General features: G+C 71.7%; 29 protein-coding genes and 1 pseudogene. 20 read left to right on the plus strand and 10 right to left on the minus strand.

Annotation, left to right across the window (positions count from 1 at the left end):
- Nucleotides 1–579 precede the first annotated feature (579 nt).
- Nucleotides 580–1,617, plus strand: coding sequence for a C1 family peptidase (locus tag ASD06_RS11095; protein ID WP_200942078.1), 1,038 nt, complete (start codon nt 580–582; stop codon nt 1,615–1,617).
- 11 nt (nt 1,618–1,628) lie between these two features.
- Complete coding sequence (locus tag ASD06_RS19390) at nt 1,629–2,069, plus strand: hypothetical protein (protein WP_056677219.1); 441 nt, start codon at nt 1,629–1,631, stop codon at nt 2,067–2,069.
- 4 nt (nt 2,070–2,073) lie between these two features.
- Here the strand turns inward: ASD06_RS19390 and ASD06_RS11105 are convergent, their stop codons facing one another.
- Nucleotides 2,074–2,376: a protease inhibitor I42 family protein gene (locus ASD06_RS11105; RefSeq protein ID WP_162248073.1), complete on the minus strand. Its 303-nt coding sequence runs from the start codon at nt 2,374–2,376 to the stop codon at nt 2,074–2,076.
- Nucleotides 2,377–2,543: 167 nt separating this feature from the next.
- On the opposite strand from ASD06_RS11105, the gene ASD06_RS18895 reads away from it, so the two are divergent.
- Nucleotides 2,544–2,711, plus strand: a complete 168-nt coding sequence (locus ASD06_RS18895) for a hypothetical protein (protein WP_157371662.1) — start codon at nt 2,544–2,546, stop codon at nt 2,709–2,711.
- 18 nt (nt 2,712–2,729) lie between these two features.
- Here the strand turns inward: ASD06_RS18895 and ASD06_RS11110 are convergent, their stop codons facing one another.
- A complete protein-coding gene (locus ASD06_RS11110) occupies nt 2,730–3,248 on the minus strand; it encodes a hypothetical protein (protein ID WP_056677226.1) in 519 nt (172 codons plus the stop codon).
- Nucleotides 3,249–3,324: 76 nt separating this feature from the next.
- Between ASD06_RS11110 and ASD06_RS11115 the strand changes: the two genes are divergently transcribed.
- Nucleotides 3,325–5,277 (plus strand): ATP-dependent metallopeptidase FtsH/Yme1/Tma family protein, encoded by a 1,953-nt coding sequence (locus ASD06_RS11115; protein ID WP_082537953.1) that lies wholly within the window; start codon nt 3,325–3,327, stop codon nt 5,275–5,277.
- Nucleotides 5,278–5,306: 29 nt separating this feature from the next.
- Here the strand turns inward: ASD06_RS11115 and ASD06_RS11120 are convergent, their stop codons facing one another.
- Nucleotides 5,307–5,714 (minus strand): nucleotide pyrophosphohydrolase, encoded by a 408-nt coding sequence (locus ASD06_RS11120; protein ID WP_200942079.1) that lies wholly within the window; start codon nt 5,712–5,714, stop codon nt 5,307–5,309.
- Nucleotides 5,715–5,821: 107 nt separating this feature from the next.
- On the opposite strand from ASD06_RS11120, the gene ASD06_RS11125 reads away from it, so the two are divergent.
- Nucleotides 5,822–7,693, plus strand: a complete 1,872-nt coding sequence (locus ASD06_RS11125; RefSeq protein WP_056677232.1) for a DUF2075 domain-containing protein — start codon at nt 5,822–5,824, stop codon at nt 7,691–7,693.
- Between the two features lie 26 nt (nt 7,694–7,719).
- Here the strand turns inward: ASD06_RS11125 and ASD06_RS19395 are convergent, their stop codons facing one another.
- Complete coding sequence (locus tag ASD06_RS19395; protein ID WP_200942080.1) at nt 7,720–7,872, minus strand: hypothetical protein; 153 nt, start codon at nt 7,870–7,872, stop codon at nt 7,720–7,722.
- 134 nt (nt 7,873–8,006) lie between these two features.
- Here ASD06_RS19395 and ASD06_RS11130 point away from each other — a divergent pair, with 134 nt between their 5' ends.
- The 6 genes from ASD06_RS11130 to ASD06_RS11155 are packed head-to-tail and all read left to right on the plus strand — an operon-like array spanning nt 8,007 to nt 12,795.
- Nucleotides 8,007–8,567, plus strand: a complete 561-nt coding sequence (locus tag ASD06_RS11130; RefSeq protein ID WP_200942081.1) for an RNA polymerase sigma factor — start codon at nt 8,007–8,009, stop codon at nt 8,565–8,567.
- Nucleotides 8,564–9,373 (plus strand): hypothetical protein, encoded by an 810-nt coding sequence (locus ASD06_RS11135; protein ID WP_056677235.1) that lies wholly within the window; start codon nt 8,564–8,566, stop codon nt 9,371–9,373. Before ASD06_RS11130 ends, ASD06_RS11135 begins: the two co-directional genes overlap by 4 nt.
- Nucleotides 9,370–10,236 (plus strand): ABC transporter ATP-binding protein, encoded by an 867-nt coding sequence (locus ASD06_RS11140; protein WP_056677239.1) that lies wholly within the window; start codon nt 9,370–9,372, stop codon nt 10,234–10,236. Before ASD06_RS11135 ends, ASD06_RS11140 begins: the two co-directional genes overlap by 4 nt.
- Nucleotides 10,233–10,838 carry a hypothetical protein gene (locus ASD06_RS11145; RefSeq protein WP_056677242.1) on the plus strand — a complete coding sequence of 202 codons (606 nt, stop codon included), beginning with the start codon at nt 10,233–10,235 and terminating at the stop codon, nt 10,836–10,838. Before ASD06_RS11140 ends, ASD06_RS11145 begins: the two co-directional genes overlap by 4 nt.
- Nucleotides 10,835–11,770: a hypothetical protein gene (locus tag ASD06_RS11150; RefSeq protein WP_157371663.1), complete on the plus strand. Its 936-nt coding sequence runs from the start codon at nt 10,835–10,837 to the stop codon at nt 11,768–11,770. Before ASD06_RS11145 ends, ASD06_RS11150 begins: the two co-directional genes overlap by 4 nt.
- A gap of 35 nt (nt 11,771–11,805) precedes the next feature.
- Nucleotides 11,806–12,795: a nucleoside hydrolase gene (locus ASD06_RS11155; RefSeq protein WP_056677249.1), complete on the plus strand. Its 990-nt coding sequence runs from the start codon at nt 11,806–11,808 to the stop codon at nt 12,793–12,795.
- A gap of 10 nt (nt 12,796–12,805) precedes the next feature.
- Here ASD06_RS11155 and ASD06_RS11160 read toward each other — a convergent pair whose 3' ends face one another.
- Nucleotides 12,806–13,678: an LLM class F420-dependent oxidoreductase gene (locus ASD06_RS11160; RefSeq protein ID WP_056677252.1), complete on the minus strand. Its 873-nt coding sequence runs from the start codon at nt 13,676–13,678 to the stop codon at nt 12,806–12,808.
- A 144-nt stretch (nt 13,679–13,822) separates the two neighbouring features.
- On the opposite strand from ASD06_RS11160, the gene ASD06_RS11165 reads away from it, so the two are divergent.
- Complete coding sequence (locus tag ASD06_RS11165; protein ID WP_056677255.1) at nt 13,823–14,521, plus strand: GNAT family N-acetyltransferase; 699 nt, start codon at nt 13,823–13,825, stop codon at nt 14,519–14,521.
- Nucleotides 14,522–14,551: 30 nt separating this feature from the next.
- Here ASD06_RS11165 and ASD06_RS19670 read toward each other — a convergent pair.
- A pseudogene (locus ASD06_RS19670) lies at nt 14,552–14,716 on the minus strand (pyrimidine dimer DNA glycosylase/endonuclease V); the annotation flags it as partial.
- Between the two features lie 191 nt (nt 14,717–14,907).
- Here ASD06_RS19670 and ASD06_RS11170 point away from each other — a divergent pair.
- From ASD06_RS11170 to ASD06_RS11180, 3 genes are all read left to right on the plus strand, one after another.
- Nucleotides 14,908–15,744 (plus strand): DUF4397 domain-containing protein, encoded by an 837-nt coding sequence (locus tag ASD06_RS11170; protein ID WP_200942082.1) that lies wholly within the window; start codon nt 14,908–14,910, stop codon nt 15,742–15,744.
- 10 nt (nt 15,745–15,754) lie between these two features.
- Nucleotides 15,755–16,465 (plus strand): class F sortase, encoded by a 711-nt coding sequence (locus ASD06_RS11175; protein ID WP_157371664.1) that lies wholly within the window; start codon nt 15,755–15,757, stop codon nt 16,463–16,465.
- A 261-nt stretch (nt 16,466–16,726) separates the two neighbouring features.
- Nucleotides 16,727–17,527, plus strand: a complete 801-nt coding sequence (locus ASD06_RS11180; RefSeq protein WP_056677260.1) for a hypothetical protein — start codon at nt 16,727–16,729, stop codon at nt 17,525–17,527.
- On the opposite strand, the gene ASD06_RS19400 is transcribed toward ASD06_RS11180, so the two are convergent.
- Nucleotides 17,524–17,868, minus strand: coding sequence for a hypothetical protein (locus tag ASD06_RS19400; RefSeq protein ID WP_200942083.1), 345 nt, complete (start codon nt 17,866–17,868; stop codon nt 17,524–17,526). The genes ASD06_RS11180 and ASD06_RS19400 overlap by 4 nt on opposite strands.
- Here ASD06_RS19400 and ASD06_RS19405 point away from each other — a divergent pair.
- Both ASD06_RS19405 and ASD06_RS11190 read left to right on the plus strand, forming a co-directional pair.
- Complete coding sequence (locus ASD06_RS19405) at nt 17,858–18,343, plus strand: L,D-transpeptidase (protein ID WP_200942084.1); 486 nt, start codon at nt 17,858–17,860, stop codon at nt 18,341–18,343. The two genes, ASD06_RS19400 and ASD06_RS19405, sit on opposite strands and share 11 nt — an antisense overlap.
- Before the next feature lie 457 nt (nt 18,344–18,800).
- Nucleotides 18,801–20,030 (plus strand): hypothetical protein, encoded by a 1,230-nt coding sequence (locus ASD06_RS11190; RefSeq protein WP_056677266.1) that lies wholly within the window; start codon nt 18,801–18,803, stop codon nt 20,028–20,030.
- A 113-nt stretch (nt 20,031–20,143) separates the two neighbouring features.
- On the opposite strand, the gene ASD06_RS11195 is transcribed toward ASD06_RS11190, so the two are convergent.
- Complete coding sequence (locus ASD06_RS11195; protein WP_082537954.1) at nt 20,144–21,151, minus strand: sensor domain-containing diguanylate cyclase; 1,008 nt, start codon at nt 21,149–21,151, stop codon at nt 20,144–20,146.
- 289 nt (nt 21,152–21,440) lie between these two features.
- Between ASD06_RS11195 and ASD06_RS11200 the strand changes: the two genes are divergently transcribed.
- Together ASD06_RS11200 and ASD06_RS11210 are read left to right on the plus strand one after the other, a co-directional pair.
- Nucleotides 21,441–21,710, plus strand: a complete 270-nt coding sequence (locus ASD06_RS11200) for a hypothetical protein (RefSeq protein WP_056677272.1) — start codon at nt 21,441–21,443, stop codon at nt 21,708–21,710.
- Between the two features lie 671 nt (nt 21,711–22,381).
- Nucleotides 22,382–22,705 carry a YciI family protein gene (locus tag ASD06_RS11210; RefSeq protein WP_056677278.1) on the plus strand — a complete coding sequence of 108 codons (324 nt, stop codon included), beginning with the start codon at nt 22,382–22,384 and terminating at the stop codon, nt 22,703–22,705.
- Between the two features lie 188 nt (nt 22,706–22,893).
- Here the strand turns inward: ASD06_RS11210 and ASD06_RS11215 are convergent, their stop codons facing one another.
- Nucleotides 22,894–23,259, minus strand: a complete 366-nt coding sequence (locus ASD06_RS11215) for an STAS domain-containing protein (RefSeq protein ID WP_056677281.1) — start codon at nt 23,257–23,259, stop codon at nt 22,894–22,896.
- Nucleotides 23,256–23,567, minus strand: a complete 312-nt coding sequence (locus ASD06_RS11220) for a hypothetical protein (protein WP_056677284.1) — start codon at nt 23,565–23,567, stop codon at nt 23,256–23,258. The genes ASD06_RS11215 and ASD06_RS11220 overlap by 4 nt, the downstream gene beginning before the upstream one ends.
- Before the next feature lie 223 nt (nt 23,568–23,790).
- Between ASD06_RS11220 and ASD06_RS11225 the strand changes: the two genes are divergently transcribed.
- Nucleotides 23,791–26,538: an AAA family ATPase gene (locus ASD06_RS11225; RefSeq protein WP_082537955.1), complete on the plus strand. Its 2,748-nt coding sequence runs from the start codon at nt 23,791–23,793 to the stop codon at nt 26,536–26,538.
- Nucleotides 26,539–26,622: the final 84 nt, after the last annotated feature.

Below are 26,622 nucleotides of genomic sequence, written 5' to 3' on the forward strand. Positions count from 1 at the left end.
ACGGCAGCGCACTGAGGCGGTCCAAGACCTCCTCGAGGTCGGACAGCACGACGTCCAGCGCTGTCGCGCCGCCGCTGTCCGCCCGATTCGTCATGCGACAAACCTACGCACCACCACCGACAGACGCGCTGTCCCGCAACCGGTCTGTGGACAGCGCCGGTTGATTCGTCAACCTGTGGATGACGAGCGCGACGCGCCCGTTCGGCCCCGGCGATCAGTTGCATTGCGGCAGAACAAGCCCAAGGGTCCCGGCTGTCAGCAAATGTGGGCGAACCCCTGTCGGCGGACCCACCGCGCGAGTAACGTCATCGACTGTCGCGGCACCGCCGCACCCACGCCGGATCACGACCGGCAGCGTCACAGTGAGCCCCGCCGGGTGGCGAGGGACAGGCACCGCGGGTCCGTACCGGCCCGTTTCCACGACAGCGGACACCGCCGGGGGGCGGTCGACCTGCGACGCCCCGACGGCGACGTCCTCATTCGCTCCAGTGAGGAAACCCCATGGCCGAGAAGGCATCACTTGACCTTGGCGCGCTGCGCAGCGCGCTGGCAAAGGAACCTGAGGCGTGGTCGATGTCGATGACGACGATGACCGCGCTCACCGAGGGCGAACGGCGGCTGCGTCTCGGCGTCCCCCCGACGCCCGGGCTCGACACCGCCCGCCTCGAGGACGACAAGGAGGTCCACCGGGCCGCAGCCATCGGCGCTCGTGCCGATGCCGTGGGCGCACCGGCGGCATTCGACCTGCGCAACGTCGGAGGCGTCAGCTACGTGACTCCCGTACGCGACCAGGGGTCGTGCGGTTCGTGCGTCGCGTTCGGCACCGTCGGGGCGCTCGAGGGCGTCGCCAGGTACGCCCGCAGGACGCCCGCCCTCAAGGTCGACCTCTCCGAGGCCCACCTGTTCTACGTCTACGGGCGCGCGGCCGGCGCCACCTGTGGAACGGGCTGGTGGCCCGACCAGGCGTACAACGCGGCGCGCGACAGCGGCGTGACGTTCGAGGACTACTACCCGTACACGGCAGGAGACCAGGACGGGAACACCAAGATCAACGCCGATTGGCGCAACCGACTGGCGAAGGTGACCACCTGGCAGATGCTGAGCGGCAACGCGGCCGGGATGAAGCAGTACATCTCGACGTACGGCGCGATCAGCGCCTGCCTGGACGTCTACCAGGACTTCTTCAGCTACGGCAGCGGCGTGTACCGGCACGTCACCGGCAGCTACGCCGGCGGCCACTGCGTCACGCTCATCGGCTACTCCGACAGCGACCAGTGCTGGATCGCGAAGAACTCCTGGGGGCCGGGCTGGGGCGACGGCGGCTTCGTGCGGATCGGGTACGGCGAGTGCCGGATCGAGTCCTACCAGGTGTGCGGCGCGCAGGGCGTGAACCTGCGTTGGTGGAACCCCGACCAGACCATCGCCGGGCTGTGGAGCAACGAGGCGGACGGCAACGTCTGGGCCTACGGCTCCGACCGCGGCTGGCTCAAGCTCGACAGCGGCACGGTGGCCACGAACTCCGCGATGCTGGCCGAGCTCGCGGCGTCCAAGGCGGCCGGCAAGAAGGTCGGCCTCTTCGAGGACAACGGCTCCGTGCAACAGATCTACGCGTGGTGAGAGGACCAGCCATGACGACGAAGACCAGGACCGCGAGCCCGTCGCTCGTGCCGTCGCAGACGACGACGGAAGGGCTGTCCGTCGACACGGGGGGCATGAGCCGGCCGACCGAGATGCCCGACACCCACGGCGCGGCTCTTGCCGTCGGCGCTGGCGAGCAGTGGCCGGTGCTCACGCCACCGGGGACCGCCGGTGCGGCCACGACCGCGGCCGTCACCGGCGTCACGGGCACGTGGACGTCCGGCGTGATGGTGGACGCCACGTGGTCGATCAACGAGACGCGCAACGCGTGGTTCCACGTCACGGGTGGCGCGTGGAAGAAGATCTTCAACGGCACCGACGGCGCCTTCATGGCGCTGTGCACGCTGGCGGCGCAGGCCAAGCAGACCGGGCACCAGATGGCGATCCGCGAGGAGGCGGACGGCATGGTGCACGAGATCTACCTCTGGTAGGCGCTCACGAGGCGTTGACGACGACCTCGAGCGTCTCAGCGGCGGCGGGCTCCCACGCCCGCCGCCGCTGCACGTGCAGGTGGTGCTCGCCGACGGCGGTCGCTCGCACCGTGATCACGCGCCGTCCAGCCGCTCCAGGGGCCTGCGACTTCGGCGGCTCAAACCGCGTGTCGTCGACCTCGACCCCCTGCGGGGCATCGGCCACCTCCCACTGGTACCCCGTGGTGGGCGTCTCCTCGAGGCTGATGACCACCTCCTCGTCGACGCCGACGTCGCACCTTCCAGGAGCTTGTACCTGCACGCTCATGACCGGCTCCCTTCCCCCGACCATGGTGCGCCTGCCGGCGCCTTGAGATCCAGGGCCAACGGCTGCTGTTCGCAAGAACCCGCCGTCGTCCGGCCTGGCGGCACGGGCCGGGGTGTCGCAGCCGAACCTCGGCCGGTGGCTGCGCGATGACGGGTACGGTGCCGGCCATGGATCGCACCACGACCTCCGCGCGCCCAGCCACCTGCCAGCCCGCCATGGCCGGTCTCGCACCCTGCGACAACTGCGGTGCGCCCATGCGCTGGGAGACGTCGCACCAGCGCTGCGACACCTGCGGGCACATCGTGCCGTGCTGCGAGGGCGCCCCGCTCGGCTGACCACGCGCCGCCCTCAGCTCAGCGCGGCGCGGGGAACGTGTAGAGGTTCTCGGAGTACACCGCGTCCTCCCACCACGGATCAGGCAGCTCGTCGTCGTAGGCGCTGACCGCCGGGCGGGTCGGGTCGCCGTACCGCTCACGCAGGCGCTCTCGACGGACGTCGCGCAGCACCGCCAGCGTCTCGAGCCGCACGCACTGCGCTGCCGGCGCCCCGGCGTCAGAGTGCCGGCGCAGCCACGTGACGAGCCTGCCGTACAGCGAGGGCATGGTGTCGTACTGGTCGCTGGGCAGCTGATCCGCGGCCGCCCTCCCCAACTGGTCAGCCACGCGCAGCAGCAGGCGCACACCGGGTCCGCAGTCGCTCTCACCGTCGACCGGCGACCGCAGTGGCGCCAGGGTCCGCTCGTAACGCTGACGGGTCGTGGGGGTCCGCTCCCCCGAGGCGGCGTCGAGGAAGGCATCGAGCAAGTGGTCGGTCTCGTCGTCCATGATCACCATGGTGACGAGTTCTGGGTGGCTGTCGCTGCCGTCGTCCACAGGCTCTCGTCTCAGCCCCCGGAATGTCCGGGGTGGCGCGGTCAAGGGCTGAACCTCAGCCGCCGACAACACGACGGTGAGCCCGAACGAGTCCCCCCGAGCCCAGCGCAGCTCCGGCCCCACCCGCCCGGTGCCCGCGCGGTCGTCACGTGCCGTCGCCCTGGCGCGCCGGTCGGTCCGGCGCGCCCACGGCTGGTTCGAGCGTCAGCCACGCGGCCGGCGTTGGGCCACGGTCGTGCTGCTCGCGGCCGTCCTCGCGGGAGCCGCGCTCATCGGCTGGGGGTCGTCGTCGGGCCCTGACGCGACGACGGTGCCGCTGTCGCAGGCAGTGAGCGAGATCAAGTCCGGCGACATCGCCGCCGCCAAGGTCGACGACACCACCGCACGCGTCGTGCTCACCCGCACGCAGGACGCGGGCGGCAGCCGGATCCAGGCGCGCTTCCCCCTCGGCTACTCCGACACCCTCACCGACGACCTGATCGCGGCGGGCGTCCGCACGCAGGCGGCGTCGCTCGAGACCAGCGTGTGGGAGAGCCCGCTGCTGCTGACCCTCGTGCCGGTGGCGCTGATCATCGGGTTCCTCCTCTACGTCGCGAAGTCCGGCGGCCTCACCGGCGGTATCGGCAAGTTCAGTGGTCGCCGCGGTCGCGAGATCAGCGAGGTGCCGAGCACCCGCTTCGAGGACGTCGCCGGGGCCGAGGAGGCGCTCACCGAGATGCAGGAGCTCGTGGAGTTCCTAAGGGACGGCGAGCGATTCACGCGCGTCGGCGCCAAGCCGCCCCGCGGCGCTCTGCTCGTGGGACCGCCCGGCACCGGCAAGACGCTGCTGGCTCGCGCCGTGGCCGGTGAGGCCGGAGTCCCGTTCTTCGCCCTGGCTGGCTCGGACTTCGTCGAGACCTTCGCCGGGGTGGGCGCCAAGCGGGTGCGCGACCTGTTCGACGCCGCCCGCGCGGCCGGCTCGGCCATCGTGTTCATCGACGAGATCGACGCCATCGGGCGAGCTCGCGGCAGCGGGTCGGTCAGCGGCGCCGACAGCGAGCGGGAGAACACCCTCATCGCCATGCTCGACCAGATGGACGGCTTCGACACCGCCCACCGCATCATCGTGCTGGCCGCCACCAACCGCGCCGACGTCCTCGACCCCGCGCTGACGCGCCCGGGACGGCTCGACCGGCAGATTCAGGTGCCCGCGCCTGATCGCCTGGGCCGCACCGCGATCCTGCGCGTGCACACCCGTGGGCGTCCGGTGAGCGACGACGTCGACCTGGTCACGATCGCGCGCCGGACGCCGGGCATGAGCGGTGCCGAGCTCGCGCAGGTCGTCAACGAGGCGTGCATGGAGGCGGCGCGCCGGTCCACGGACCTGGTCGACGCCGACTGCTTCGACTCCGCGATCGCGACGGTCGCCCTGGGCCGCGCCCGGACGTCCGCGCTGGTCACGGACTTCGACCGCGAGGTCACGGCGTGGCACGAGGCCGGTCACACACTGGCCGCGCTGCTGCTGCCTGACGCCGACGACCCGGTGCAGGTGTCGATCATCCCGCGCGGCCCGGCGGGCGGCGTCACCTGGATGAGCGGCAACGACGACATCTTCCTCACGCGCGCCCGCGCGCTGGCCGATCTTCGGGTCTCGCTGGCCGGCCGGGCCGCCGAGGAGATCCTGCTCGACGGCGAGTACACCCAGGGCGCGCACGGCGACCTCGACGCCGCCACCCGCCGGGCCATGGCCATGGTGACGAAGTACGGCATGTCCCGGCTCGGCTACGTCCTGGTGGACGACGAGACCGTGCGCATGGGCGGCCCTGTGGCGCTGCAGGTCCGTGAGGTCGCCGAAGAGCTGCTGTCAGAGGCCCACACCGACGCCTACGCCTTGCTGAGCGAGCACCACGAGCTGCTGCGGCGGGTCGCCGTCGAGCTGCTCGACAAGGAGAACCTCAGCCTGCGTGAGCTGAGGACGATCGTGGACGACGCTGCAGCAACAGCTTTCATCCCGCGTCAGGCCGACCCCGGCTCACCGGTCCGAACGTGAGTAACCAGACCGCCGGCGCGTTCATGGCGTCAGCGGTCCTGAGCGGGCCGAGGAGCGACTTTGCTCGGGGCGACTCCTCGGCTCCGCTCGACGGGGTGCTTGGCAGCCGAGGCGGCGATCTTCGACAGCGCAGCGGCATGCAGATCGACATCACACTGGTCGGCGAGACCCACGAGGTACACGAGCACGTCGGCCAGCTCCTCGGCGACTCGCGCGCGCAGCGGCTCTTCCTTGACAGCATCCGCAGCGGTGTCCGCGGGTAGCCACTGGAAGAGCTCAGCCAGCTCGCCGACCTCACCCACCAGCGCGAGCAACACCGACTTGGGGTCCTGAAACCGCTGCCACTCTCGCTCCGCGATGAACGCGCGGGCGGCATTCCTGATCTCGACCAGATCTGACACGGTCGCGAGTATGCCGTCCACGTCCGCCGTCGCCACGGAGGGCCCCGCTAGAGTCGGCATCGTCATCGCGGAACGACGGGCTTCCGACACAGGACACGCCCCCACCCGCACGAGTCACTTCGTGCTGCCTGGGGACAAGACCTGTGACGCTGTACCGGCAATCGGTCCGCGGATTCTCTGCCGTCGAGCATCGGCTCGCTGACCTGCTGGCGGAGCAGATGACCATTCGCGGCGGTCGGCGCCCTTCTCCGGGCGAGTACCGATCGTGGGAGCGCAGCCTGCCTGCACTTCGGGCGGACCTGCTCGCGGCCGGCCTGGAGGACGTCGAGATGCTGGTCGAGTACCAGCTACCGCTCAGCAGCAAGCGCGCCGACGTCGTGTTGGCTGGGCGGCATCCGGTGTCCGGTGGTCCGTCGTACGTGATCGTGGAGCTCAAGCAGTGGAGCACCGCTCACGCCTTCGAGGACAGCGACTCGCTGGTGCAGGTCGAGCAGTACGGCCACCGAGCAGTGACGCATCCTGCGATCCAGGTGCGCGCGTACTGCGACTACCTCCTGGACTTCACGGCGTCGCTGGAAGGCCAACAAGACCGTGTTGCGGGCGCGGCCTACCTGCACAACGCAACGGACCACGGCGTCGCGGATTTGTTCCGCCGACCCGACGACGCGCTGGGAAGACTGTTCACTGGGCAGCGACGCAGCGAGTTCCAGGAGTTCTTGGCTTCGCGATTCACACCTGGGGTGAGCGGCGCACCCTACGCTGACGAGCTGCTCGCCAGCCGCATCGCGCCATCCAGGCAGCTGCTCTCGGTCGCTGCGGACGAGGTCCAGCGGCGTGAGATGTTCGTCCTTCTGGACGAGCAGCGCGACGCCTACAACTTCGTCCTGCACGCGGTCGAGCGAGCGCAACGCTCCAACACCAAGACGGCCGTGGTCGTCTCCGGCGGCCCCGGGAGCGGGAAGAGCGTCATCGCGCTCTCGCTCCTCGGGGAGCTGTCACGTCAGGGTCGTGCCGTCGTGCACGCGACGGGATCGCGGTCGTTCACCCACACGCTGCGCAAGGTGGCAGGACGGCGCGCTCCCGCCGTGCAGAAGCTCTTTCAGTACTTCAACTCCTTCATCACGGCCCAGCCCAACGATCTCGACGCGCTGATCCTGGACGAGGCGCACCGCATCCGGGAGACGTCGGTCTCGCGGTGGACGCGAGCCGAGCACCGCACCGGCCGGCCCCAGATCGACGAGTTGCTTGATGCGGCACACGTACCCGTGTTCCTGCTGGACGAGTTCCAGGTGGTGCGGCCCGGCGAGCAGGGAACGGTCGAGGAGATCGAACGCCACGCGGCCAGCAAGGGCATCAGCGTGGAGAAGATCTATCTGGACTCGCAGTTCCGCTGCGGCGGCTCGGCTGCCTTCATCGACTGGACCAAGCGGCTGCTTGAGCTCGAACCGGGTGGGCCCCTTGTCTGGGCGGGCGACGGCCGCTTCGACGTCCAGGTGGTCGACTCACCCCAGGAGATGGAGGCACTGCTCGCGGCACGGAACGACGACGGCTACGGTGCGCGGATCGCAGCGGGTTACTGCTGGCCGTGGAGCGACCCCACCCGCGATGGTCAGCTGGTGAAGGACGTCCGGATCGGCGACTGGTCACGTCCATGGAACCTCAAGGGAGACCGTTCGGTCGGCGGGGCCCCCGCGGCGGCTCTCTGGGCCACGGATCCCGCAGGGTTCGGGCAGGTGGGATGCATCTACACCGCCCAAGGATTTGAGTACGACTACGCCGGAGTGATCATCGGGCCGGACCTGGTCTGGCGCGGGGACCACTGGGTGTCCGTCCGCTCTGCCAACCGGGACCCGGACTTCAGGAACCGCACTCGGGTCAGCGACGCCGACTTCGACAGGCTCGTGCGAAACGTCTACAAGGTCCTGCTGACGCGCGGGATGCGCGGGTTGGTCATCCACTCACCTGACGCCGAGACGAACCGCTTCCTCGAGTCGCTGATGGTCGACCAGAGCTAGCAGGTCGGCGGCGAACGACCGCCGGCTCAGGCGCGCTCGCGCTTCAGCCAGCCCCAGACGCTCGTGGCCAAGAAGAGCACCAGGCCGATGACGGCGAGCCAGAGCAGGCCCTTGATCACGAAGCCGATGATGGCCAGCACGAGCCAGATGAAGAGCAGCAGCAGGATGAGGCGGATCATGCCGCCATCCTCGCGCTGACCGGTGAGCCTCGCGACCGCACCGGGCGGCCAACTACCTGACGTCGGCTGGTCGGCGCTGTCACCCTGTCGTGAACCGATCCGCCCGCTCGATGGCACAAAGAGGCGTGACACCCGTGAGATGGCCGGACGCGCCGGGCGCAGAGCTGGACGACGCACTCAGCGACGTCCAGCTGCTGGCCCACGTCCGCGAGGGTGACCGCGGTGCCCTGCACGAGCTGTTCCTGCGGCACGAGGCCTGGGTGGCGGCGCGCGTCCGCCGGCGCTGCGCCGACCCGGACGTCGTCGACGAGGTGGTGCAGGACACGTTCCTCACCGTGTGGCGGTCAGCCGACCGCTACAGCGGCTCCGGGGACGTCGCGGCGTGGATCTGGGGTATCGCGATCCGCACGCTGCTGCACAGACTGCGGCCGCGCAAGTCGGTGCTGCACCGGCTGACCCACCTGCGCACCGAGCACGACCCGTCGGCTGAAGAGGCGGTGCTGGAGCGCCTCGAGCACAGCGACGCCGGCCGGGCGCTCGCGCGCCTGTCGCCCGAGCTGCGGGCGGTCGTGCAGGCCACCGTGCTCGACGGCCTGACCACCCGAGAGGCGGCGACGCTGCTCGGCATCCCGGCCGGCACGGTCAAGAGCCGGATGAGCCGAGCCCGCACCGAGCTGAAGGAGGCTCTCCTGTGACGACCCCGTGGCACGTGCGCAGCGACCAGCTCGCTGACTACCACGACCAGACGAGCGACCCGGTGGTCGCCGCCTCGACCGAGGCGCACCTGCTGCGGTGCGGGCCGTGTCGGGCCGCGCTCGCGCGGCTCGCGGACTCCGGTGAGGCCGCGCGCCGTTGGGAGCGCCTCGCGGACGCGGTCGACCACCCGAGCCGGGGCGGCTCGCGCCTCAGCCGCGTGGCCGTGGGGACGCCACCCCTGATGTGGGCCGCGCTCATCTCCGCGGCCACCTCGGCCGCGCTGCCCGCGGTCGCGAGCGCCGTCCACCAGCCTCGCGCGACCGCACTGCTGCTCGCGCTGGCGCCGCTCATCCCTCTCACAGCGGTCGCCATCGCCTACCGGCACGCCAGCGACCCCGTGGGCGAGATCGCGCTGGCGACACCGTCCGCCGGGCTTCGACTGGTGGCGATGCGAGCCACGGCGGTCGGGCTCGGTGCCCTGCCAGCCGGTGTGCTGAGCGGCTGGCTTTCCGGGCTCTCACCGCACGTGGCGCTGGCGTGGTTGCTGCCGGGGCTCGCGCTGGCCGCGATGGTGCTCGCGAGCGCCACCACGCGGTTCGACCCGCTGGACGTCGCCGCCGGCCTCGGGGCGACGTGGGCCCTGGCCGTGGGCGCCCCCGGGTCGGTGCGGGCCTCCGCGGCCGCGCACCTGGTCGATGTCGTGGCCTCGCCCGCGATGCAGCTCACGGCGGTCGCCGTCGGGCTGGCCGCCGTCGCCGTGACCCTCAGCCGCCGTCAGACCATCGCCTACCGGAGGTCGGCATGACCGTCACGACCGCGGCGTCCGCCATGAGGGCCGAAGGACTCACCAAGTCCTTCGGTGCCACGCGGGCCGTCGACCACCTCTCGCTCACGCTGTCGCCCGGCGTCGTGGGCCTGCTCGGCCCCAACGGCGCGGGCAAGACCACCCTGCTGCGGATGCTGGCCACCGTGCTGGCGCCCGACGACGGCTCGCTGACCCTGCTCGGACGCGACCCGTCGCGGCCGGCCGAGCGGCTCGAGATCCGGCGCCGCTTGGGTTACCTGCCGCAGTCGCCCGCGCTCTACCCGGGCTTCACCGCGTTCGACCTCGTCGACTACGTGGCGTTGCTCAAGGAGCACACCGACGCGACCTGGCGCCGCGAGGAGTGCCGGCGCGTGCTGGAGGCGGTGGGGCTGAGCGACGCGATGCACCGCAAGGTCAAGACGCTGTCGGGTGGGACGCGTCAGCGGGTGGCGCTGGCCACGGCGCTCATCGGCTCGCCGGAGCTGCTCGTGCTCGACGAGCCGGCGACCGGCTTGGACCCCGACCAGCGTTTGCGGCTGCGTTCGGTGCTGTCACGGGCCGCGGCGTCGGCGACCGTCGTCCTCAGCACGCACAACACGGCCGAGGTGGCGGCGCTGTGCCAGGAGGTCTACGTCGTCCTGCACGGTCAGGTGCGCTTCAGAGGCACTCCGGCCGAGCTGGCCGCCGTCGCCGACGGCCAGGTGTGGGTCGATGATCGCGAGGACTCCCAGGCCCTGCGCTGCTGGCAGACCGCGGACGGCACGTTCCGGCACCTGGGCGTCCCGCCGACCGGAGCCGAGGTCATCGAGCCGACGTTGGACGACGGCTACCTGCTCATCGCGCGCGAAGGACGCAGCTCATGAGGTCACTCGTCAGTCCGCAGGCGAGCGCGGCCCTCGCCCTGCTGCGCTTCACCGGCCGTGCCGTGCCCTGGACGCCCCTGCTCGGGAGCGCCGCTGCGCTGGGCGTCGTCGGCGGCGCGGTCGCCGCCTCCGGGGAGCACCCGAGCGAGCTGTACGCCCTCGCAGCGGCCACGGTGGCCGCCGGCGCGCTGGCCGGGCTGCACGATCCTGCGGCGGCGTTGCTGGCCGCCGTGTCGACCGCTCCGGGCCGTCGGCGCCGGCAGCGGGTGGTGCTGCTGGCGCCGGCGACGGCGGTGGTGTGGCTGCTGCTGCTGGCCGCCGCCAGCGGGCCGAGCGAGGCGGCCGCGAGCTGGCCGGTCGCGCCGGTGACGGCGCTCCTGCTGGCCGGCCTCGCCGTCGCCACCTGGGTGCCCCACGAGCGGGCGGTCCCGGCGGCCGTGGGAGTGCCGCTGGTGTGGTTCGTCCTCGACCGGTTCGTCGGCCAGTCCGACGGGGTCGCGGGGTCTGCGGTGTCGGGGTGGACGCTGTCGGCCTGGACGCTGCCTCCGTGGACCGTCGTGGCGGTCGCCGTCGGCGCGCTGCTCGCGGGGTGGCGGCGATGAGCGCGTCGGCTGTTGAGGGCCGCGTGCCGGACCAGGTCGCGGACGGCGTCGCGGACGGCGCCGCGGCTGGCCCGCGCCGCAGGGCGGTGAGGCAGCTCGCGGCCGTGGAGGCACGGCGGATGCTGTGGTCGCCGTGGCTGCTGCTGACGGTCCCGGTCACGTGGCTCGCCGGGCGCACGACGCTGCAGGCGAACTGGTCCGGCGCGGCCTACACCTCCCTGCCGGCGGTCGCCGGACCAGCGCTGTTCGCCGTCTCGGTCGCGGTGGCCGTTGCGTGCGGCCGCGACCGCGCCCCGCTCGCTCAGGACGCCCCGGTGGGTGAGCGTCAACGCCTGACGGCGCGGTTGCTCGGCGGCGGCGTGTTCGTCGTGCTCATGGCGGTCGTCGCCGGGACGACGGCGCTGTGGCTGCGCAGTCGTGGCGGCCTGGACCTCGGGGACGAACCGGGCCGCACGCTGCATGCGCAGCTCACCCTGCCGGAGATCCTGCAGCCGGTGGCTCTCACCGTCGTCGCGGTCGCGCTGGGGGCGGCTGCGGCGCGGTGGGTACGCCATCGGCTGGGCGCGGTGACGTTGCTGTTCCTCGTGTGGTTCGCGGCATCGCTCGTCTACTGGGCGTTCAACGGCCCCACGGTGCGCGCGTTCGCCCTCGTGCAGAGCCAACCGATCACGGTGCGGGCCGCCGAGGCCGGGACGGACCCGCTCACGCTCCCCTCGTCGTGGCTGCTGTCGGCCCCGGGGCAGTACCAGGACTTCTGGGGGCGGCTCGTCGTGAGCCCGGCGATGGCGGCGTGGCACGACGTGTACCTGCTGGGGGTGGCGGGTCTGCTGGTCTGGGTCGCGATGGGTCTACGCCACGGACGTCGCGTCGCAGCCGTCGGGCTCCTCCTCGCTGCGGCAGGGGTGGCCGGCCAGCTGGTGGTGCAGACGTGAGGTCGCGGCGGGCCGGTCGACGAGGCGCCGGTGGCGTGCTGGCACAGACGATGGCGCTCAGCGCGGCGCTCACGGGCTGCAGCGGGGCGTACGACGCCGACGGTGAGCCGGCGAGCGCAGGCCGGCTGGTCGCCGCCCCCGGGCGCCTGCCGTCGGCGCGGCCGGTGGTCGTCGACACCGATCTCGGCGCCGACGACGTCGTCGCGCTCGGGTTGCTGCTGCGCCGACCAGACGTCGACGTCCGCGCGGTCACCGTCGCCGCCACCGGCCTGGTGGGCTGCCCGGACGCCGGGGACGTCGTCACCGCGCTCGCCGCAGCGGTCGGCACGCCGCCTCCGCCCGTCGCGTGCGGGCGCAGCGAGCCCGGCCCGCGTGGGCGCTCGATGCCCGCCGCGTGGCGGACCGCCGCGGCGTCCGGTAGCGGGCTGCCTGCTCCCTCGGCGCAGGTGCGTCACTTCGCCTCAGCGCCGATGGTGACGCAGCCTGCCGCGGGGGTGATCGGCCGGCTCGCGCGCCAGACGCCGGATCTCACGATCGTGGCGCTCGGGCCGCTCACGAACCTGGCCGACCTCGCGTCGTCCGATCCTGCGGCCTTCTCCCGGCTGGGCGAGATCCACGCCATGGGTGGTGTGCTCGACGGGGTGGGTGAGGGCGATGTCGGCGAGTGGAACGCCGCCGCCGACCCTGCGTCGTTCGAGGCCGTCCTCGCTGCGGCCGCCAGCGGTCAGCCGAGGCTCACCGTCGTCCCGCTGGACGCCGTGCCGCCAGGCACGCCTCGGGAGCTGACCGGGCCCGTCGTCGGTGCCGTCGCGGCCGCCGCCCAGCTGCCAGCGTGGTGGGACGCCGCCACCGCCGCCGCGCTCGTGGCGCCCGACGCCGCCGTCCTCACCTCGGGGTCGTTCACCGTGAGCGCATCCGAGCCAGGTCGGTTGCAGCGCAAGGGCGACGGCCGGGTACGCCTGGTGCAGCACCTGGGTGCCGAGGGGCTGCGTGCCGTGTACGCGAGCGCCTTCGCGGCGCGGTGAGCGCGGGCCGTTACAGGTGGGCCACCGCGGGCACGATCCGCTCCCCCATCATCTCCAGCACGCCCGGCTGGCTGACGCGGGCCAGCGTGCCGTGAGCCACCTCGATGCCCAGCCCGGCCAGCTGCGTGAGGTGCTCGATGGTGGCGTCGACGTTCTCGCCGTCCGGGCCGAGGTCGAACCGCACTTGCGCCGTCTTCTCGATCGCGTCGTAGTCGCGGCCGAGCCGCTCGCAGTGCTCGCGCAGCACGTCGAGCTTCCGGCCGAGCTCGGGTGAGTCGAAGATGTTGCAGGCGTCGGCGTACTGCGCCACCATGCGCAGCGTCTTCTTCTCCCCCGCGCCGCCGATGAGGATCGGTGGGTGCGGACGGCTCAGCGACTGCGGCGAGTTGAGGGTGCGCTCGAGCCGGTAGTGCTCGCCGACGTACGGGCCGTCGTCGTCGCTCCACATCTGCAGGCAGATCTGCAGCGCCTCCTCGAGTCGCTCGAACCGCTCCTTGGTGGACGGGAAGAGCAGCCCCAGCCCGCGCGCCTCCTCCTCGTTCCAGGCCGCGCCGATGCCGAGCATGGCGCGACCCCCCGACAGCACGTCGAGGGTCGTCACGGCCTTGGCCAGCAGGCCGGGGTCGCGGTAGACGACGGCCGTGACGACCGTGAGCAGCTTGACTCGCTCGGTCACCGCAGCCAGGTAACCCAACGCGGTGTACGCCTCGAGCATCTCGTGCTCGACCGGCCCGATCGCTCCGATCTGCCAGACGTGGTCCATCACGCTGACCCGGTCGAAGCCAGCGGCCTCAGCCCGCTGGGCGACATCGGCTAGCTGGCCGCGCAGCGCGCCCGGCCCGCCGTCCCAGGTGAAGTCCGCGATGTGCAGTCCGAGCTTCATGCCACTCCTTCGACCAGACCGACAGACGACGGGCGGATGCCCCAACCGATTCTGCTCGCGCCGCGTCGATGCCGCCCCCTCTAGGGTGGGCGAGCGCGCCACGTCGCCACGACCCGCTCCGCGCGAACCGACCCAGGAGGCACCGTGCTCGACGAGCCCACGCTCGACGCCGCGAGCTCCGCGGCCCCCGACGGACTGGTGCAGCACCTGCGGCACTGGCTGGGCGCGTGGCCTCCCCTCAGCGCGGTGGACGTCGTCGCCGCACCCCAGCGCACGCAGCCGGCGTGGGACGGGCGCATCCACCCCGTGCTGGGTGTCGCCGACGCCACCGGGGCCACGGTGCTGTCGGTGCCGCCCGACGTCGCGGACGCCGTGCGCGAGGCGGCCACCGGCGGCGTCGAGCCGCTGCTCGCGCAGCTGCCCGCCCTGCTCGGTGACGCGTCGCGCCAGGCGTTCCGGGCCGTCTTCCGCTGGACCACCCGTCCGGCCGACGCTCCGGCCACCGGACGCTGGGTGGCCGCCGACGCGCCCGGCGTTCCCGAGTGGTTGCACCCGTTCGGTGGCCAGGTGCTGGTCGCCACGGCGGACGACGGATCGCACCTCGCCGGCGTCGGCATCAAGCGGCACGACGCGTTCGGCCACGAGCTGGCGGTCGTGACGGCTCCGCAGGCGCGCGGGCGCGGCCTCGGCCGAGGGCTGGTCACCCAAGCCGCCCGGCACGTGCTGCGGTCCGGGACGGTGCCGACGTACCTGCACGCGACCGACAACGTCGCCTCGGCGCACCTGGCCGACTCCGCCGGCTTCCCCGACCGCGGCTGGACCGTGATCGGGCTCGGCGACTGACTCAGCCGGCCCCGGCAGGGCACCGGCCCACATCAGCACCGCGGGGTGCCGCTGCCAGCCGTAGTCCGCTAGCAGCAGCGCTCGCAGGACCTGCAGCGTCTCGACCCGTTGCTTGCCGAGCCGCCGGTCGTCGAGCACCGCTGCGCTCGCGTCGAGGCCGGCGTAGGGCACGAAGGTCTGCACGCCAACCACCATGCCCAGGGGCCACCACAACGGCGACCCGGGCCGCCCGCGCCGCCCGGGCCGACGTCGGTGGCGCGCTCGTCACGGTTGCTGCGAAACCGCGCCAGGTGGAACCGAATCGCCGTCCCCGACGAAGTACCCGTGACCGACCCCAGTGACGGACGTCGCGACGGACCGTCGAACCGCATCCAAAGGAGCACGAGATGGCACGAACCCTCACGATGGCGGCCCGCGTGAGCGCCGCGGTGGCGCTGGCGGGCAGCGGACTGCTGCTGGCCGCGCCGGCCCAGGCGGCCTCGACGGCCACCGTCACGGTGGTGCACGGCATCCCCGCGACGAACGTCGACGTGTACGTCGACGGCGCGAAGGCGTTGTCGGACTTCACCTTCAAGACCGTGACCAAGCCGATCTCGCTGCCGGCCGGATCGCACGCGATCGCCGTGCGCAAGGCCGGTGACCCCGCCAGCGCCAAGCCCATCCTCACCGCGACGGCGAAGCTGACGGCCGGCGAGAACGCCACCATCGTCGCCAACCTCACCGCCGCCGGAAAGCCGACGCTCACGCCGTTCGTCAACCCCACGACCGCGGTGCCGTCGTCCATGGGCCGCCTGATCGTCCGGCACACCGCCGCTGCGCCCGCCGTCGACGTCCTGGCGGGCGGCAAGGCGGTCATCACCTCGCTCACCAACCCGAACGAGAAGTCGCTCATGGTGCCGAAGGGCACGGTCAACGCGTCGGTGGCGGCGGCCGGCACGACCGACCCGGTCATCGGCCCGGTGGCACTCAACCTCGCCGGCGGCTCGACGACCATCGTGTACGCCATCGGCAGCCTCGAGGGCAAGACCCTCACCGCTGTGACGCAGACCTACTCCAGCAACGCTTCCGGTCCCTCGGCGGTCGCGGCGGGCACTGGCGGTCAGGCGACGGACGCCACCACGCCGTGGACGGCCGTCGCTGCCGGCATCGTCGGGCTCGCGCTGCTCGCCGGTGTCGGTGCGGTGGGCGCACGCCGTCGCGTCACCGTCGACAACCGTTCGTGAGTACCTGCGCGTGAGCTCCTCCCGCGCCGCAGGACGGCGACGGCGCTCGGTGCTGAGCGTCGTCGCCGTCCTCGGCGTGCTGCTCATCGGCTACTGCGTCGTCCGGCTCGTCGACGGCCGAGGCCGGCACTTCGAGGCCATCGGCACCGTGCCGCGGGCCGATGCGCCCGCCCCGCCGCCGACCTCCCTCCGGGCGAGGCAGCCGCAGCCCGCGACGACGACGTCGCCCGCCCCGTCGGTGCTGGTGGATGAGTCGTTCACGCCCGCGCGGATCGTGATGAGCCGACCCGCCGTCGACGCGCGGATCCAACCCGTCGACGTGCTGCCTGACGGCAACCTGGTGATCCCCGAGGACGTCCGCACGGTGGGCTGGTGGCGCTCAGGCGCGGCTCCGGGCTCACCGGTCGGCACGGTGGTGCTGGCCGGCCACGTCGACTCGGCGAGCGCCGGGCCCGGGGCGCTGTTCCACCTCGACGACGCACCGGTGGGTAGTCGCATCACGCTCTCCGGCGACCGGATCGACACCTCAGGCACGGCCTCCAGCCAGGTCTACGAGGTGGTCGGCCGACGCCGCTACGCCAAGGCCGCGCTACCGGCCGCGTCGCTGTTCGCCCAGGGCCGCACGCCCCGGCTCGTGGTGATCACCTGCGGTGGTGACTTCGACCCCGTGACGCGTCACTACACCGACAACGTCGTCGTGTTCGCCGAGCCGGTGCGCTGACCGACACCCCAGCGCCGCTGGGCCAGTGCCCGCGATCTCGACCGGACACGTCGACCGAGGTCCGAGGCGCCACTCACCACGTCGGCTACTCTCACGTGGGGCAGGAAGTCGTCCAGCCCTTCGCCGGCGCCGCACGTCACCGTTTGCGAGCACGTGTCGTAGAACCATGCTTGCTACCCCGGGGGACCCGTGCCGCCTGTCCAGCCGTCCAGCCTGTCCACGTCCACGCAGCGCCGCCCGAGGCGCCCACTGCTGCTCGCGGTGGCCGCCGTGCCGCTCGCGGCGCTGCTGGTCAACGCCGCCGCGACGGCGCAGGCCGCCCCGGCGCCGTCCGTCACCGTGATCGGCACCACGATGAGCCCCTACGGAGCCCTCGAAGTCGACGGCGTGAGCGGGTTCGCCGCCAACGCCGCGCTCACGTTCACCATCGACGGCACGGACGTGACGGACGAGCTCGTCCACACGACCACCGAGTCCGACGGGTCCATCAGCCAGGTGCTCGGCAACCTGCGCCTTCCCGGCGCGTCCGGCGGCTCGCTGGGCACCCACACCCTCACCGTGACCGACACCGCCGGTGGCAGCGCCTCGGTCACCCTGAAGGTCATCCCCTCCCCCGTGGCCACGCCGGCTTCGTTGGCGCGCACGGTCTCCCAGATGCGCACGACTGGGGTGACGGTGCGCTTCGACGGGTTCCTGCCCGGAGAGACCGTGGAGGTCGGGATGGCGAGCCAGATCAACGGCTCACCGTGCGGGGCGCCCCTGACCGCGGACACGACCGGCAGCGTGACGGCCACGTGCGTCTGGACCGCCGCCTACACCAAGCGCTTCGGCCAGACGCCGGGCCCGGACTCGTACTTCGTCGGCGCCAACAACAGCATCTACACCATCTACTCGGCGATGGCTGCGGTCACCGTCTCCGCGGATGCGGTGGCCGTCCCGCCGACGACGAAGCCCCCGACCACGCAGCCCCCGACGACGCAGCCCCCGACGTCCACGCCTGCGGCAGCGCCCGCCGCCCGGCCGGCCGTCGCGGTGCGCGACCACGCTCGCTTCACCGGCTAGGCGACCCGTGAGGGGTGACGGCGCACGCCGGTCATGAGGCAGCCACGGGGGCTGGCCGTCGGGGCCGCGCGCGCGCTGATCGTGGCGGCCTCGACGACCGCCCTGCTGTGCGCGTGCTCAGGCGGCGCGCCGGAGGCGAATCCGACGCCCACGCGGACGGCGAACGTGCCCTCCGTGAGCCCATCGGCCTCGCCGACCCCGACCTCGAGAGCGCGGCCGCCTGAACAGCACGACTCGCTCGTGGCCACCGCGGTGGTGCGGTCCGTCGCCGCGCACCGCAGCCCGGGTGGGCCGGTGTCCAGCACGTGGAAGAACCCACGACGGGCCGGCGTGCCGCTCACGTTCCGGGTGGTTGCCGCCCGTGGCGGATGGCTGCAGGTCCAGCTGCCCCAACGACCCAACGGCTCGACCGGCTGGGTCGTGGCGGCAGACGTGCGCCTGACGCGAGTGAGTTACCGGCTCGTGGTGTCGACTGAGGACAACACCCTGACGCTGTTCGACGGCGGCGTCCGGGTCGCGAGGTACACCGTGGCGACGGGCACCGGTGGCACACCGACGCCGCACGGCTCCTTCTACCTGACCGAGCTGCTCTCGCCGACCAACCACGGCTACGGGCCGTTCGCCTTCGGGCTCTCGGCGTTCTCCGAGGCCCTGTCGAGCTTCGGTGGTGGCCCGGGTCAGATCGGCCTGCACGGCACCGACGACTCGTCGAGCATCGGCCACTCCGTCAGTCACGGGTGCATCCGGATGACCAACCGCGACATCACGGCCTTGGCGCACCTGCTGCCGCTCGGGACGCCGATCACGATCCGCTGACGGCAGCTCGGGACACGAGGGCCCAGTTCACTCGCATCGGGTGAGGACCTGCCCGCCGTCGTCACGGACAGTGGACTGCGACGCCACCTGGCGTCCCGGTCACCAGGAGGAGCCCGCGCATGACCAGTCCACTGCTGCCGTCGCAGCGCACGAAAGAGCATCGGGGTGAGCTGGACCTGAGGTGCCCCCGGTGCTGCAAGGGCCGTGCGCTCGTCGCAGGGTTCTCCCACCCGCGACTCGTGGTCACGTGCCGATACTGCGCGTACGAGAGCCTCGTCTCGCTGCGGTCCGCACACCCCGCACGGGGTGGTGGCGGCGCCGACCCGGAGTGACTGACGGGCGGCGAGCCCCGAGCTCGACTGCCCTGCCGGCCGGCGTCGGGATCTTCTCAACAGGTCGCCGCAGGAGCACGATGTGGTCGCCACGTCCCTCGGGGGCGGAACCGTCTGGGAGAGTCATGAACGGATTCACCAGGTTTGCGGGGGTCGCCACGGCGGCCCTTGCCATCAGCGTCGTCGCGGCACCCTCGGCGACCGCGACCAACGGCCCGGCGCTGCCGGTCAGAGATGCCGGCTCGCCGACCTTCACCACGATGGGCGGGGCCACCCCGCTCGCGACGAGCCGCACCGTGCCGCACTGGCACGGCTCCTTCACCGACCCCACCAACGGCACGACCTACGGCTACAACATGGTCGGTACGGACCCCCGCACCAGCAACGCCTCGACGACCGTGCCCACTGACATCGTCCCGGTGAACATCGCCTTCTCCGCCAACGGCGGCTACGCGCTCAACGGCACCGACGTCGTGGCACGCACCGAGGCCTCGCCGATCTTCCAGCCGGGCGACTACACCAGCACCGCGCGGTCGACGGGTGGCGCCGGCCCGCTCTCCGCGGGCAACGTCGGCGTCCAGTACGAGGACGCCGTCCTGCGCTCGCAGTTCAACAAGACCGGCACGTCGTACCACGTGAACCTCGGAACACCGACGGTGCTCCCAGCGATCACACTGACCGTGCCCCAGGGCAAGGGCTCGGCCTTCCAGAACAGCCAGGGCATCGTCTACGGCCTGGTCGACATCTCGTGGTTCTCGACGCGCATCCAGCAGCTCATGGGGCAGCTGCACACGGACGCCACCCATCTGCCGATCTTCTTGACCGACAACGTGATGCTGTACATCGGCAGTCTCGACAACTGCTGCGTCATCGGGTACCACGGGGCCTCGGTGGCGGTGGGCGGGGGCAGCGGCAGCACCCGCGGTCAGGGCAACCAACCGGTGCAGACGTTCGCGTACGCGGCGTACACGACGCCGGGCACGTTCGGCGCGTACTTCGTCCGGGACATCCACGCCCTGAGTCACGAGATCGCCGAGTGGGGTGACGACCCGTTCGTCAACAACCTCGTCAACCCGTGGCTGACGCCGACGGCGCCGCAGTACGGCTGCACCGACATCCTGGAGACCGGGGACCCGGTCGTGGGCATCGGGTTCACCATGCCGGGCAACACGTTCGACAACGTGGCCGGTGACCCGACCTGGCACCCCGAGGACGAGGTGCTCCTGCCCTGGTTCGCGCGCGAGACGCCGAACACCACCTCCCAGCCGCTGCAGCACGCAGCGACCGGGCGGTACACGTTCATGGGCGACCTCAACCCCTTCGCCGGCTTCCAGCAGGCGGCCACCGGCTGCTGAGCCAGGAGTGAGCACGCAACGACGGGAGGGTCCGGTCACGCGCTCGCGTGACCGGCCCCTCTCGGACGGACTGTCGACCGGACGCCGTGGCCCGGCTCGCCTGGACCTGCGGCCTACTCGTCGGCGTACCGGCGCCGCTTGACCTCGTACATCCGATCGTCGGCGCGCGACAGCACCAGGTCGATATCGGGCCTGCCCCCACGCTCGACATAGGTCACCCCGACACTGGCGGCCACGTCGACCTGCTCCCCCTTCAGACTGACCGGCCCCTGGACGGCTGCGACGACGCGTTGGCCGAAGCGCCGGGCGTCCACTGGGTCGTCGACCTCTCCGACCACCACGAACTCGTCGCCACCGACGCGAGCGGCCACGTCGCCTTGGCGCACCCCTGCTCGCAGGCGGTCTGCCACATGAGCCAGCAGCTCGTCACCGACGCGATGGCCGAAGCTGTCGTTGACCGCCTTGAACCGATCGAGATCGAGGAAAGCCACGGCAATGCCCCCGTGCCCACGCTGACTGAACATGAGCTCCATCTGCTCGAAGAGCAGCTCCCGGTTGGCCAGCCCGGTGAGCGAGTCGTGGGAGGCGCGGTGCTCCAGCTTCTCGCGCAGCGCGGCCGCCTCTTCCAGGGCCGCCCTCATCTCCTCGATGTCGGTGCAGGTCCCGAACCACTTCACGATCTCACCGGCCTCGTTGCGCAGCGGCTGTGCCCGGCCCAGCATCCAGCGGTACACGCCGTCATGGCGCCGCAGCCGGTACTCGATGTCGTACGGCTCGCCAGTCTGCGTGGCCTGCGCCCAGAGGTGGCGAGCACGAGGGCGGTCGGCCGGGTGGAACGGCGGGTTCCACCCCTCACCCAAGCTCTCCTCGAGCGAGCGACCGGTGAAGTCCATCCACTGCTGGTTGAAGTAGACGTGGTAGCCGTCGGGCCGTGCGATCCAGACGATGTGGGGCAGCGTCTCGACCACGTTGCGCCAGTCTGCCCCGCTGTCCCGGGCACCCTCCAGCTCGGCCGGAGACACGGCCGTCGGGACGAGTCCCCCAGCGGGGGCGGTTGGCAAGGGCCCGCGAGGGTCCCCGCAGTTCGAGGGGGGTGTACCGGCGAACATCGCTGCGTCCATTCTTAGCTCTGAGCCTGGACTGAGCTGAACCCTGAGCGACCATCATGCCCGCGTCGGAGACGGCACCTCGTATGTGCTGTCACACCGGTCTCGTCGGCACGAGCACCGACTGCCTTGACCTCGCTCCCCGTGGCAGTCTGACCCCGCAGTCATGTCGCAGCGTCACGGCGTCGGTGAGCACTGCCCAGTGTCGCGGCGCACCGTCTGCCCGATGTGCTTGACTCCAGGCGGCAACGGCCACGCCTCCTGGCTTCACGGGGCCGCAGCAGACTGGTTGGAGGGCTCGACCATGGACGCCGAAGAGCACGATCGCCTCGCCGAGCGAGAGACGATCCTGGCCGCCATGCTCGCCGCAGCCGAGCGTCTGCACGAGCTGGTGGACGTCGTCCAGACCGCACCCAGTGACGATGCCACTCTCCTTCACGAGGTGGCCGCACTCCTCGCCTGCGACGAAGCGGCAGCGCGCACCGTGCTGGCCATGCCCCTCAACGCGGCCTCTCCAGCCCGACAGCGGCGACTTCGCGGTGAGCTCGACGAGGTGCGCCAGCTACTGACCTAGCCGCGTCAGCGTCGCGCGTCACCGGTGACCGTCGCGCCGAGGCGCCACCCAGTGGGCGGGGCCTGTGGAAGGGCCGCGCTGAGGAAACTGGTCCGGCGGCGTCACCTCCCATGTCGGTGAGTCACCAAGAACCACCCGCGTCGCAATGGCATACCGCGCGTCGAGAACAGCGTGCAAGGACGTCGACAGAAGTGCGATCGCCCCATCGTCTGGATCGCGACCGGGCCAGAGATCCTCGACGTCTGCCGCTGCGCTTGACAACCCGCGTTCAAGGACGGCCCTGTCGGCGGCGACGGTGATCACGTCGTCCGGCCACCGGTCGTGGACACAGCGGACCTCGTCGAGGTCGTCCGCGACGGACGCGACCGTCAGGCCGGCTCGTCTGCAGATCTCGGCTAGCTCTTGCATCTTCACGTTCACCCTTCACGTGGCAGAACCCCCCGTGGGTACATCCCTAGCAGCGGCAGGCGAGCGGATGCACGAACTGGTGGGACGACGTCCAGACCATCGTGGGCGCCGCCGCCGCGGACCTCTGCCCTCCGGCGAGGCGTGGCGCGTCGCATCCGCACGCTGCGGCTGCGCCACCTCACCGGTGCCGCGTCCTGGACCGTGCGGCACAGTGGCGGTGGCCTCGCTACTCACCGCACCGGATAGACCAGGAGCCCAGGTTCATGTCACTCAACAGCGCGTCACCGTCCATCGGGCGCCGACTCTTCGCCGGCCAGGCCTTCGTCCTCCTGGTCGAGTACACGGCACCTCTGGAACGCATCGACGAGCTGCTCGACGCCCACCGCGCCTGGCTCGACTCGCACTTCGCGGACGGCACCTTCCTGGTGTCCGGACCTCGGGTACCCCGCGAGGGCGGCACCATCCTGGCGACGGGCGAGTCGCGTAGCCAGCTCGAGCAGGTGATCTGCCACGACCCCTTCGTCCAGGCAGGTGCCGCCCGCTACCAGATCGTGGAGTTCACGCCCACCCGCGGCCCCTACGCCTGACGCTGCCTGCCTGACGGGCGGAGCTGGGCCTCCGTCAGCGCTGTCAGACCGCTAGCAGGACATCGCTGACCGACTCACCAGGGACACTCCCTGATCGTTCACATCAGCTGTCAACGGTCATCCGATGGCCGTCCAACGCCCACCGATTATCTCGCAGCCGTGGGCGCCCGAGGTGAGGCACAGCTCGCTCATGACGCCTCAGTGGACCGCTCAGCGGCCAGCGCCAGGTCCGATGCGCCCACCTTGACCAAGACGTCATGGACCGCCCGACTGGTCGCCACCACGCGCAGCCGCCCGCCGGTGGCGCGGCAGGACCTCGCCTGAACCAGCAGGATCGACACGCCCGCCGCGTCCGCCTCCGTCACCTGACGTAGGTCCAGGTGCACGTCGCCGCCGCGAGCCGGCGTCACCGCTCGCAGCAGCCAGCGCAACCTCGCCCGGGTGTCGAGGGTGAGCCGTCCAGCCGCACGCACCAGCACGGCACCCGAGGCACCAGTCGCCGACTCGAGCAGCAGTCCGTCCCGAACCATGGGGTCGTCGAACGGGCGGCTCATCGGTCCGCCGTGACCAGCTGGAGCACCGTCGTCAACTGCCAGTCGACGTCGCCGTGGTCGATCGTCGCATGCACCGGCGAGTCACCCATCTCTCCGGTGATGCCGGCGGCTCCGGCCAGCGCCCGTTCGCGGCTGTCGTAGGCGACGATGTCGACGACGCGGCCGTCGTCAGCCTCGACGATCCGTCGCCAGCGAAAGCCCGGCTGGCGGCGCAGGTAGGCGTTGATGTCCTCGTTGGCAGTGATGAAATCGGCCGATGACAGCCCCGCCACCAGGCTCAGCGCGGTGATCTCCAGCACTTCAGGCATCTGGGGTTCCTCCTCGAGTCGTCCTTGTCCGCATCGTGCGGTCCCGGGGAGGCTCGGGGCATCAGTCGATCGACCGCATTCGCACCCATCGCTGTCGGGACCCTGGCACGGCAGGCCGTGATGGAGCGGTTCAAGCAGTTGAGTGGCGTCGGCGCGGTTCGTCGTTGATCTTGTCCCACTCCGCGAATAGCCTTCTGCCGCGGGGACCGCCTCAGGGAGCAGCGTGACCACACGTGGGAGTGCCGCCGAGGGGTTGATCGGGCGCGACCTGGAGCTGGACGCCCTCCAAGACTTCGTCGCTTCTTCCACTCGGTCGGGCGGTGCCCTGTTGGTCACCGGCGAGGCTGGCTCCGGCAAGTCGGCGCTGCTGCAGCATGCGGCATACGTCGTCGCGGCGCAGTCGGACAGCCGCGTTCTGCGCGTGTCCGGTGTGGAGTTCGAGGCGGACCTCAGCTATGCCGGGTTGAACCAGCTCCTGCTGCCCGTGTTCGACGACCTGCAGCACCTGCCCGACCGCGAGGCTGGCGCTCTGCGTGCTGCACTCGGCCTGGAGTCCGGGCGTGCTCCCGAGCTGCTGCACCTCACCACGGCGCTCCTCACGTTCCTCCGTGAGCTGAGACGACGAGGCCCGTTGCTGCTGGTGGCGGACGACGTGCATTGGCTCGACCACAGCAGCGCGCAGCTGCTCAGCCTGGTCTGCCGTCGCCTGGACGGTTCGGGCGTGGCTGTCGTACTCGCCCATCGATCCGGACACACCACGTTCTTCGACCGAACGGACGTGCCGACGCTGGCGCTACCCCCTTTGCCGGACCTCGACGCGCACGCGCTGCTGCGAGCCCACCACCCTCGACTTCATCCCTCGGTACGGCAGCGGATCGTCGCGGATGCGCGCGGCAACCCCTTGGCGCTCATCGAGCTCCCCCGGGGGCTGAGCGCCGACCAGGAGACGGCAGCCGCCGCCCTACCGGCGACGCTGCCCCTCAGCGAGCGGCTGCGCCAGCACCTCTCCGCTCGCGTCTCGGCGCTGCCGGAGCCCAGCAGGCTGCTTCTGCTGCTGGCTGCGCTGCACTATGGCGACGGCGACGAGCTCATGCAGATCGTCGCGGCGTCGTCCGCCGACCTCGGCCCGGCGGAGACCGCTGGGCTGGTCGTCGTGGACACGGCCAGGCGCCGGCTGCACTTCACGCACCCGCTGGTGCGGGCGGCCGTCGTCGACGTCGCCTCGCCGCCGCAGCGCCGCAGTGCGCACCGCCGGCTCTCGCAGCTGACCACCAACCCGCAGGTCCGTGCCCTCCACCTCGCGGACGCGGCGCTCGGCACCGACGACGACGTGGCCGCCCTCCTTGATGACGTGGCCGAAGCCACCCTGGCCCGCGGAGACGCGGGCCGGGCCGTCGCGGTGCTCCTGCGGGCGGCCGACCTCACGGCCACACCCGCCGACCGAGCACGCCGGCTGGCAGCAGCTGCCTACCTCGGGGCCAACGTCACGGGAACCCTGAGCGGCGCCACCGCCCTCCTGGCGCGGGCGCGCTCGGCCGACCCGGACGCGACCACGACGCTGCAGGTCGCGACCGCCGCCGCCGCACACCTGCTCAACAGTGATGCGGGCGTCGACACGGCCCACCAGATGCTCGTTCGAGCGCTCGCTGCCGACGTCCCTGACGGCCTGAGACCGCAGGTGGTCCAGGAGGCAGTGCACACGTTGATGCTGGTCTGTGCCTTCGGTGGTCGGGTCGAGCTGTGGAGAGGGTTCGAGGAGGCGGTCGCCCGCTGGTCGAGCTGGCTGTCGCCCGCCTTGCGCCTCGCGGCCGTCACCTTCGCCGATCCGGCTCGCGCGAGCGGCTCCGAGCTGGCCGACCTCGACCAGCTGACGGCCTCCGTCGCTGACACGACGGACGTGGTGCAGGTGCTCGAGGTCGCCATCGCTGGGCAGTACGTCGACCGCGAGCCCGCAGCCGCTCTGGATCGCGTGGTGGCCGCGGGCCGGTCCGGCGGGCCGGTGGCACTGGCGGCGCAGGCACTGATAATGCGCGCGATGACGGCCGTGCACGAGGGGCGCTGGGACGACGCCACCACGCTGGCTGACGAGGGCATATCCCTGTGCCGCGAGCACGGGTACCGCTTGCTGGAGTGGGGTCTGCTCAACCCGAAGATGCTGGTGGCGGCGGCCCGCGGTGACGAGGCTTACCTGGCTGGTGTGCGTGACCGCCTGCACCAGTGGGCCGTCCCGCGGCAGATGCTCGCCGCACGGACCTTCACCGCGAACGTCGAGGGTCTGGCGGCGTTGAGCGAGGGCCGGTACGGCGAGGCGTACGCGGCCTATCGCTCCATCTGCGAGCCCGGTCAGCTCGCACCGTTCGCGCAGGTGCTCGTGTGGAACGCGCTCGACGTGGTCGAGGCCGCGATCTGCAGCGGCCACCCCGAGCAGGCACGGCGGCACGCTGACGTGGCGACGACGACACTGGCCGCGATCTCACCGCGGATGGGGTTCCAGGCTGCGGCGGCCGACGCGTTCGTCGCGCCGGTCAGGGACTACGCCCCCTTGTTCGACCGGGTGGTTGGTGACCCGCAGGCGCACCGCTGGCCGTTCCAGCTGGCTCGTGTGGAGCTGACCTACGGTGAGCGGCTGCGGCGCGACCGTGCCATGCGCCGCGCGCGGCCGCACCTCGAGCGGGCCCTCGAGCTCTTCACCGGGCTTCGCGCCGAGCCCTGGGTCGCCCGTACCGAGGCGGTGCTGCGGGCGACTGGCCGCACCAGGTCACAGGCGCACGACGACGGTCGCCCGCGGCTCACTCCCCAGGAGCTGCAGGTCGCCCAGCTGGCCGCGACCGGCCTGAGCAACCGGGACATCGCCGAGCGGCTCTTCCTGTCGCCGCGCACGGTGGGCGCCCACCTGTACCAGGCGTTTCCCAAGCTGGGGGTGACCTCTCGGGCCGGCCTTCGCGACGCGTTGTCCGAGTTCTCCGACTAGGAACTTGTCGACCGCAGTGCGGTCGATCGACTGATGCTCGGTGGCCCTACCGGGTCGAAGACTGGCTCCAACGCCCGCCCACGA

The organism is Angustibacter sp. Root456 (genome assembly GCF_001426435.1).
In the GTDB taxonomy this organism is placed as follows: Bacteria; Actinomycetota; Actinomycetes; order Actinomycetales; family Angustibacteraceae; genus Angustibacter.

What these genes read in the sequence shown, in the direction of transcription:
- ASD06_RS11095 (WP_200942078.1), top strand. Translation starts at nt 580, where the DNA reads ATGACGACGATGACCGCGCTCACCGAGGGCGAACGGCGGCTGCGTCTC.
- ASD06_RS19390 (WP_056677219.1), top strand. Translation starts at nt 1,629, where the DNA reads ATGACGACGAAGACCAGGACCGCGAGCCCGTCGCTCGTGCCGTCGCAG.
- ASD06_RS11105 (WP_162248073.1), bottom strand. Translation starts at nt 2,376, where the DNA reads ATGAGCGTGCAGGTACAAGCTCCTGGAAGGTGCGACGTCGGCGTCGAC.
- ASD06_RS18895 (WP_157371662.1), top strand. Translation starts at nt 2,544, where the DNA reads ATGGATCGCACCACGACCTCCGCGCGCCCAGCCACCTGCCAGCCCGCC.
- ASD06_RS19395 (WP_200942080.1), bottom strand. Translation starts at nt 7,872, where the DNA reads ATGATCCGCCTCATCCTGCTGCTGCTCTTCATCTGGCTCGTGCTGGCC.
- ASD06_RS11140 (WP_056677239.1), top strand. Translation starts at nt 9,370, where the DNA reads ATGACCGTCACGACCGCGGCGTCCGCCATGAGGGCCGAAGGACTCACC.
- ASD06_RS11145 (WP_056677242.1), top strand. Translation starts at nt 10,233, where the DNA reads ATGAGGTCACTCGTCAGTCCGCAGGCGAGCGCGGCCCTCGCCCTGCTG.
- ASD06_RS11150 (WP_157371663.1), top strand. Translation starts at nt 10,835, where the DNA reads ATGAGCGCGTCGGCTGTTGAGGGCCGCGTGCCGGACCAGGTCGCGGAC.
- ASD06_RS11160 (WP_056677252.1), bottom strand. Translation starts at nt 13,678, where the DNA reads ATGAAGCTCGGACTGCACATCGCGGACTTCACCTGGGACGGCGGGCCG.
- ASD06_RS11170 (WP_200942082.1), top strand. Translation starts at nt 14,908, where the DNA reads ATGGCACGAACCCTCACGATGGCGGCCCGCGTGAGCGCCGCGGTGGCG.
- ASD06_RS11190 (WP_056677266.1), top strand. Translation starts at nt 18,801, where the DNA reads ATGAACGGATTCACCAGGTTTGCGGGGGTCGCCACGGCGGCCCTTGCC.
- ASD06_RS11195 (WP_082537954.1), bottom strand. Translation starts at nt 21,151, where the DNA reads ATGGACGCAGCGATGTTCGCCGGTACACCCCCCTCGAACTGCGGGGAC.
- ASD06_RS11200 (WP_056677272.1), top strand. Translation starts at nt 21,441, where the DNA reads ATGGACGCCGAAGAGCACGATCGCCTCGCCGAGCGAGAGACGATCCTG.
- ASD06_RS11210 (WP_056677278.1), top strand. Translation starts at nt 22,382, where the DNA reads ATGTCACTCAACAGCGCGTCACCGTCCATCGGGCGCCGACTCTTCGCC.
- ASD06_RS11215 (WP_056677281.1), bottom strand. Translation starts at nt 23,259, where the DNA reads ATGAGCCGCCCGTTCGACGACCCCATGGTTCGGGACGGACTGCTGCTC.
- ASD06_RS11220 (WP_056677284.1), bottom strand. Translation starts at nt 23,567, where the DNA reads ATGCCTGAAGTGCTGGAGATCACCGCGCTGAGCCTGGTGGCGGGGCTG.